The sequence below is a fragment of the Rhizobium sp. 01N424 genome, assembly GCF_056399485.1.
Map to the genome: position 1 here is coordinate 46104 of NZ_JBFTRK010000020.1, position 6163 is coordinate 52266.

Sequence of the window (6163 nt, forward strand, 5' to 3'; positions counted from 1 at the left end):
TCGAAGCACTCGCGGCAACCGAGCTTAGCGGAGGGATTGGCCCGATGCTTGCCGAGCGTCTGGATGAGTGGAAAGAGGAGCTGCTGGCCTTTGTGGAAAAGAACGGCGGGCTTGGCCAACCGTTCTTGCTGAGAATGCGGGCTGAGTGGGGGACAAGCGGCTACGCATGAGCGTAAGACCGCCAAGTTTTAGATGCACCGGGGATACGGAAATTGGACGCTGCATTTCTCTTTGACGCAGGGCGCCTTAGGCGCCATAGCAACTACGCGATAGCCGCCAATACGCTACTCTTTAAGTCCGGTATCCTGCAGCAGTCCGGCCGGCACGTCAAAATGGGCCGAGGGGACGTTCTGGTGGATGAAGCCAGAATATTCAAAAGCGTTTACGCTTCGCCTAAGTGGTCCGAGATAAATGTGCAGCGCTTAAACCAGACATTTGGTCAATCGACAGTTTACACCATTGTGATTCATAATATCACCATGCCAATAGCCATGGCATTGCACAAGAATATGGTCCGGACGAAAGCTTATCTCGGCGCAATGGAGCTCGATTTCTCCTACGGCCCTCATCTTGTATATTTCCGCAGCTATATTGGCACTCAGTACAGGATAATGGGAAGCAAATGCCGCATATTCTATACTATGAGTGATGAGGAGAATTCTTGCTTTGAGAGTGACCTAGACGAGGTAAGACGGTATGGGTTTGATGATGTTGGTTGGGAGGATAGGGGTGCACACGGTACCGTGTTTGATGACTACGACACTCCCGAGCATTTTAGCCAGCTAGCGGTTTTTAAGCGTACGATATCGCAGCTCGCGCCGGATGGTGATGACGGAGCCTCAGACTTCGCATTCATTCTTGAAGACCTGAGCCCTAGGCTATTCTGGACCCTTGCAGCGGCCTTTGAGCGACTACCCCATAGTGACAATGAAGAAGCTATCGCCCAAGCGGCCCTTTCCGGTCGGCGCTTTTTAGAGCAGCTTGCTGATGCCTTGTTCCCGGCGTCAACCGAATTGCATAGGGGGCGGCCTGTGGGACAACCCCAGTATAAAAACCGGCTTTGGGCTTTCATTGCACTGCATGCGCCCGCAGACTTGGCAGTGCGGTGGGGAAAGGAAGTGGACCGCCTCGACAACGAATTCAACGGTGGGCTCCACGGTAGCCGCCAAGGCCCACGTTTAGTCGAAGCTTTCGCGGCTTTGACCGTGCTTACTGGCATCATCCTCCAGCTTAACCCAGACGCAGCGAGAAATCCGTATCACGCCCACTCGCGGAGAATGCTGGAGGTCTTTCAAGACTTCGCAACCGGGATAGTCGAACGCCGCGATAACGCTCTCACATAGTCGGCCAAATGCACGACGTTTTGCCCCGACGCTTGCCACACGGCACGCCATGCGGCCTTATGCTGCCAAGCTCAGGGCCGGCAGTCGGGATATTTTCTCATGAGCGATAATAAGGCGGGCACAAGGTCGCCTGCACGTTCAACTGGAATGTCGGGGTGCAAGATGACACAAAAAATCCGTCGCGCGTCACCGTCTCGATCCCGAAGCGGATACCTAGCTTCCCGATTTCTCCTCGCTGTCACCTTCCGCACTAACATACCAGCGCATCGCGAAGATGCCCGCTACTGCAAGGTCGATGACGAACCAACTTCCGCGATCCAAGTACACCGGAATGAGGGGATTAAACAATAACGCCACCATCGAGAGAATAAGCGCCCACCCATTGAATGCATCCTTCTCCCTGTAGGCTTCCCATGCCAGATATGCCGCGCTCAAAGTGATGGCTAACCGCAAGAAGGAATAGTAGCCGTATGGCAAGGGCAACACCGCAACGGTCAATAAGACCACCGGCACCAAAATGAGATTGTTTCGCATCGGCTCTCCGCGCATTCATCAGCGCAATAATCTTCGTAACCAGAGCCTATTGGCTAGTCGGCCCACAAGCAAGGGTTGATGAGCGTTCACACACTGCGTCCGCAAATTCGGGCTGTGTCGTGGCCAGCAGGGCGGCACCCTATAAAACTAGGGGTCACGCATTTGAGAGGTGATCTACGTGCCAGTTCCCGCGCGATTCCCCCCCCGGTGGGGGGTGACGGGATTGTTTTTGCGGTGAAAGCGGACGGGGCCGGCTGCCATGAACTAGACCAACCCCTTCCGCCACAACACCTGCGGCACGCAACCCTGGCAAAGGTCGAAGGTGCTTATTTCTTGATAAGTTCGCGTAGAGCTTCGATGGTAAGTTCATCACGCTTTCGGTGAAGCATCGCATGACAGTTGGGACATACAGGGACAAGGTCCCTCACCGGGTCGACTTTATGCGATTTGGCACGAGAACCTAGTGATACGCGATGGTGCACATGGATAAAGCCCACACCACGCTCACCATATCGCTCTTCGAAATCAATGTCGCAGACCGAGCATCTCAATCCGTAATGATCAATACAATGCTGCCTGGCCTCCATGTCACGCTCGTAGCGATTGACCTGGACTGGAATTGCCGCACCTTCATCGAATAGCCTATCTCCTGGAATGAGTTCATCCGGAAAAAGAACCTCCTCGATCCGGTTGCGATCTCGTGCCCAATACCTGATAACCTCGCTTCCCCAGTGCAATGGGGCTTCCTCGTATTCGAGTTTATCGACCAAGCCGCGTCGTGACCAATAGTCCAAAACGCGCGATGCGAACGAATAGGCGGTGTACCTCACCTTTGCGCCTTTGCCGCCCGCTCCATAGCGTTTCTCAACCTTTTCCCACAAATTCGGGTGCTTGCTTGCCAATAGGCTAGCGAAATCGGCGGTAGAGAAAGCGCTTAATCCGAAAGCCGCAACCAGTGCAGAAAACTCCGCTTCGGCCACTAGTTGTGCAACTGAAAATTCTTTTGATGTCGTCATTTTGCGCCCCATCCTCCTTCAGCAACGCACCCAGCCTATAACGCCATCCTTCCATAAGTCTCAATAGGCCAAGCCCTTGTGAGTCTCCCCATAAGTCTCCCTAATAGTCTCACACAGCTACCGTATTGACTTTTGATACCAATGGTCTCATTGAAACTGATCCTAGTGAGACTCAAGGGGCTGCGATGACGACTGCAATAATTGGCTATGGCCGCACTTCGACGGCAGACCAGAAGGCTGGCCTGGAAGCTCAAACTCGCGATCTGCGGGCGGCAGGATGCGCCAAAATCTTCACGGAGGAAGTCTCCTCGGTGGCGAACAATCGGCCTGAATTAGAGCGTGCTCTGGATTATGTCCGTGAGGGCGACATTCTGGTCGTCACCAAGCTTGATCGCCTTGCCCGCTCTGTGGCTGACCTCATGGCGATCACGGCGCGGCTCCGAGACAAGGGGGTAGAGTTGCGAATCCTGGCCCTCAACCTCGACACCTCCACACCGACAGGAAAGCTGATGCTAAACCTGTTGGGGTCCATCGCCGAGTTCGAGCGCGAGTTGATGCTGGAGCGACAGAAGGAAGGAATTGCCAAGGCGAAACGGGAAGGAAAATATTCGGGCAGGGCACCGACCGCTAGACGACAAGCCGACAAGGTGCTTGCCCTGAAGCGCGATGGCAAGACTCCCGCCCAGATACAAGCAGAACTCGGTATAAGCCGTGCCAGCTACTTCCGGATTGTAAAGGGCGCCCTGGGCGCGAACGCGGTCAGCACTAGCTAGCTGGTTTCGGCCGCCACCGGACCATCTCGTTTTCGAGAAGGATTTGCCGGACCTGGTCGATTGTCGGTGGAGCAAATTCAATGGCTATTACCTTCAGTTCGGGCATTTCCGGGACTAGGCCGGGTTCAACGTCTACGAAGACGCGGGCACCGCAGCCTGGGAGCGTGCTTGAATAGGCAACGATAGGGCAAACGTCGTTAGCCTGCTCAAAGTCGTGGGGACCGATGCCGGAAATGTCGAGTTTCCATGTATCGTGCGCGATGTTTTTGCGAGAGCCGCCTATCTGCCAAGCGCTATGTGGAGCGTCGCCCTTATCTGTCGGCGGAGCGAAAGTTACCTGCTCAATGTCGATATAGAAATGAGGCGGCAATCCCTCGCCGTCTATGGATGCCGAGATAGAATCCACGCCACTAGAAAGCTCTGGGTATATGCCGGGGTTGACCCTGCGGGCTGATGTTGCAGTGCGCTGAGCGGTCTCCGCCAAGATACGGTAAACGTTCTTCGTCATCCTACTAGCCATCTTGTCTGCGGCGACCTTGAAGGTCTGCTCGTCGGTCACGCATTGCGACCTATCCTCCTGAGCCATCACCTCAAACTTGACGTAGTCCACACAGGCTTGCTTGCGGGTTGCCAGCTCATCGTCGGAGCAGGAGGCTAGAGCTAGTAGAGAAATGCCAACAAGCACTGATGCTCGGGTGGGCCATTGCACACTCATTCGCCACCTCCCGGCTGACCGGCCTGCGCAGGCTGCGGGATTGTCTTGAATGGTCGGTCATCATGCCCCCAGGGTAGGCACTTGGGTCTAACGAGGCTGAAGCCATAGCAGAGCGACATTTCGCCAGTGGTGGTGTCCATTCGAACGATATTGCCGTCAGAGCGGGAAGCGAATTGGTATCTGCCCATCGACCCAAACCTGGTCGCGTTGAGCACCAGAGCGAGGCCGACGAATGCTCCTAGGCTGCTGAGGGCAACGCTCGCGAACAGGGGGAGAGCCCGCTTGTGATGAACTGTTGAAGGGGTAGCCTCCGAGGAAGGTCTAGGGTGACCTGCCACTGAGAATTTCCTCCAGAATGGATTAGAGTCCGGCCTATTAAGGGACGGACGAATGAAGAAGCAGAGATTTACGGAAGAGCAGATTATTGCAGTGCTGAAGGAGCAGGAGGCAGGCGCGAAGGTGGCCGACCTCTGTCGCAAGCACGGGATTTCAGAAGCAACGTTTTATAACTGGAAAGCCAAATTTGGTGGCATGGAAGTCTCCGAGGCAAAGCGGCTGAAGGCGCTCGAGGACGAGAATGCGAGGCTGAAGAAGCTGCTGGCTGAACAGATGCTTGATGCAGCCGCGCTCCGTGAGCTTCTTGCAAAAAAATGGTAGGGCCCGCCGCCCAGCGTGAAGCTGTCACGCATCTGAAGGCCCTCATGGGTCTTTCGGAGCGGCGGGCCTGCCAGATTATATCCGCCGACCGCAAGATGATCCGTTACCGGTCAAGCCGACCGCCGGAGGTTGAACTGCGGACGAAGCTGCGCGATCTCGCCAATGAGCGGCGTCGTTTCGGCTACCGTCGGCTGTTCGTCCTGCTTCGGCGGGACGGAGAGCCGTCCGGGGTCAATCGCATCTACCGGCTCTATCGCGAGGAAGGTCTTTCCGTTCGCAAGCGGAAAGCCCGGCGGCGTGCGGTCGGCACGCGTGCGCCGATCCTGGTTGAAGCGAAGGCCAATGCCCGCTGGTCGCTGGACTTCGTGCATGACCAGTTCGCCTGCGGCCGACGCTTCCGCGTGCTCAACATTGTCGATGACGTGACGCGCGAATGCCTGGCAGCGGTCCCGGACACATCGATCTCTGGTCGACGTGTCGCCCGAGAACTGACGGCGCTGATCGAACGACGCGGCAAGCCTGACATGATTGTCTCCGACAACGGCACCGAATTCACCTCGAATGCCATTCTTGCCTGGTCGAAGGATCACAAGGTCGAGTGGCACTATATCGCGCCGGGAAAGCCAATGCAGAACGGCTATGTCGAGAGTTTCAACGGTCGGATGCGCGACGAGTTGCTCAACGAGAGCCTCTTCTTCGGCCTCGATCATGCCCGCAGCGCCATCGCTGAATGGGCTGAGGATTATAACCATTTCCGGCCGCACTCATCGCTCGGATATCAGACCCCGGCAGACTATGCCGGGACCATCGCCGCAACCGGCTCCAACGCTGCGCAAGATGAAAGCTTCGCGTTTCCGCCGGTTGCTCACACCACGCCACTTGGCGTATTCAAAGCCGCCGAGGCTCTAACCGCCGCTGGATGAAAGTTCAGTAGCAGGTCAAGATGACCGCAATGAAGCTTCAGAAGCTCGTCTACAGAGCTGGCGCGGTTTGTCTGAACAGTTTCGGGCGTTTCGCTAAGTGGATTTCCGCCTCGATTATGCCGCCACCGTCATTGGTGCCAGCGCGTTGAAGTAGGCCTGATCCGGCGTCTTCCGGTCAAGGGATGAATGTGGGCGTCGGCTA

At 56.1% G+C, this 6163-nt stretch carries 7 protein-coding genes; 4 read left to right on the plus strand and 3 right to left on the minus strand.

Annotated features, from left to right (window positions below):
• The first annotated feature begins 44 nt into the window (after positions 1-44).
• Both AC1DNK_RS28655 and AC1DNK_RS28660 read left to right on the plus strand, forming a co-directional pair.
• Positions 45-170, plus strand: a complete 126-nt coding sequence (locus AC1DNK_RS28655) for a hypothetical protein (RefSeq protein WP_477944530.1) — start codon at positions 45-47, stop codon at positions 168-170.
• Between the two features lie 183 nt (positions 171-353).
• On the plus strand, positions 354-1343 hold the full coding sequence (locus tag AC1DNK_RS28660; RefSeq protein WP_477944532.1) for a hypothetical protein: 990 nt from the start codon (positions 354-356) through the stop codon (positions 1341-1343).
• Between the two features lie 213 nt (positions 1344-1556).
• On the opposite strand, the gene AC1DNK_RS28665 is transcribed toward AC1DNK_RS28660, so the two are convergent.
• On the minus strand, positions 1557-1877 hold the full coding sequence (locus AC1DNK_RS28665; RefSeq protein ID WP_477944534.1) for a DUF6804 family protein: 321 nt from the start codon (positions 1875-1877) through the stop codon (positions 1557-1559).
• A 326-nt stretch (positions 1878-2203) separates the two neighbouring features.
• Positions 2204-2893: an HNH endonuclease gene (locus AC1DNK_RS28670; RefSeq protein ID WP_477944536.1), complete on the minus strand. Its 690-nt coding sequence runs from the start codon at positions 2891-2893 to the stop codon at positions 2204-2206.
• Between the two features lie 185 nt (positions 2894-3078).
• Here AC1DNK_RS28670 and AC1DNK_RS28675 point away from each other — a divergent pair, with 185 nt between their 5' ends.
• Positions 3079-3666: a recombinase family protein gene (locus AC1DNK_RS28675; RefSeq protein ID WP_477944538.1), complete on the plus strand. Its 588-nt coding sequence runs from the start codon at positions 3079-3081 to the stop codon at positions 3664-3666.
• Here the strand turns inward: AC1DNK_RS28675 and AC1DNK_RS28680 are convergent.
• A complete protein-coding gene (locus tag AC1DNK_RS28680) occupies positions 3659-4276 on the minus strand; it encodes a hypothetical protein (RefSeq protein WP_477944540.1) in 618 nt (205 codons plus the stop codon). The two genes, AC1DNK_RS28675 and AC1DNK_RS28680, sit on opposite strands and share 8 nt — an antisense overlap.
• A gap of 495 nt (positions 4277-4771) precedes the next feature.
• On the opposite strand from AC1DNK_RS28680, the gene AC1DNK_RS28685 reads away from it, so the two are divergent.
• Positions 4772-5961 (plus strand): IS3 family transposase gene (locus AC1DNK_RS28685; RefSeq protein WP_477944542.1). Its coding sequence is split into 2 segments (ribosomal slippage): positions 4772-5024 and positions 5024-5961, totalling 1191 coding nucleotides; the frame shifts between segments, so codons are not numbered across the junction.
• Positions 5962-6163: the final 202 nt, after the last annotated feature.

Coding starts and splice junctions, on each gene's coding strand:
- AC1DNK_RS28665 (WP_477944534.1), bottom strand. CDS start 1,877: ATGCGAAACAATCTCATTTTGGTGCCGGTGGTCTTATTGACCGTTGCG.
- AC1DNK_RS28675 (WP_477944538.1), top strand. CDS start 3,079: ATGACGACTGCAATAATTGGCTATGGCCGCACTTCGACGGCAGACCAG.
- AC1DNK_RS28670 (WP_477944536.1), bottom strand. CDS start 2,893: ATGACGACATCAAAAGAATTTTCAGTTGCACAACTAGTGGCCGAAGCG.
- AC1DNK_RS28655 (WP_477944530.1), top strand. CDS start 45: ATGCTTGCCGAGCGTCTGGATGAGTGGAAAGAGGAGCTGCTGGCCTTT.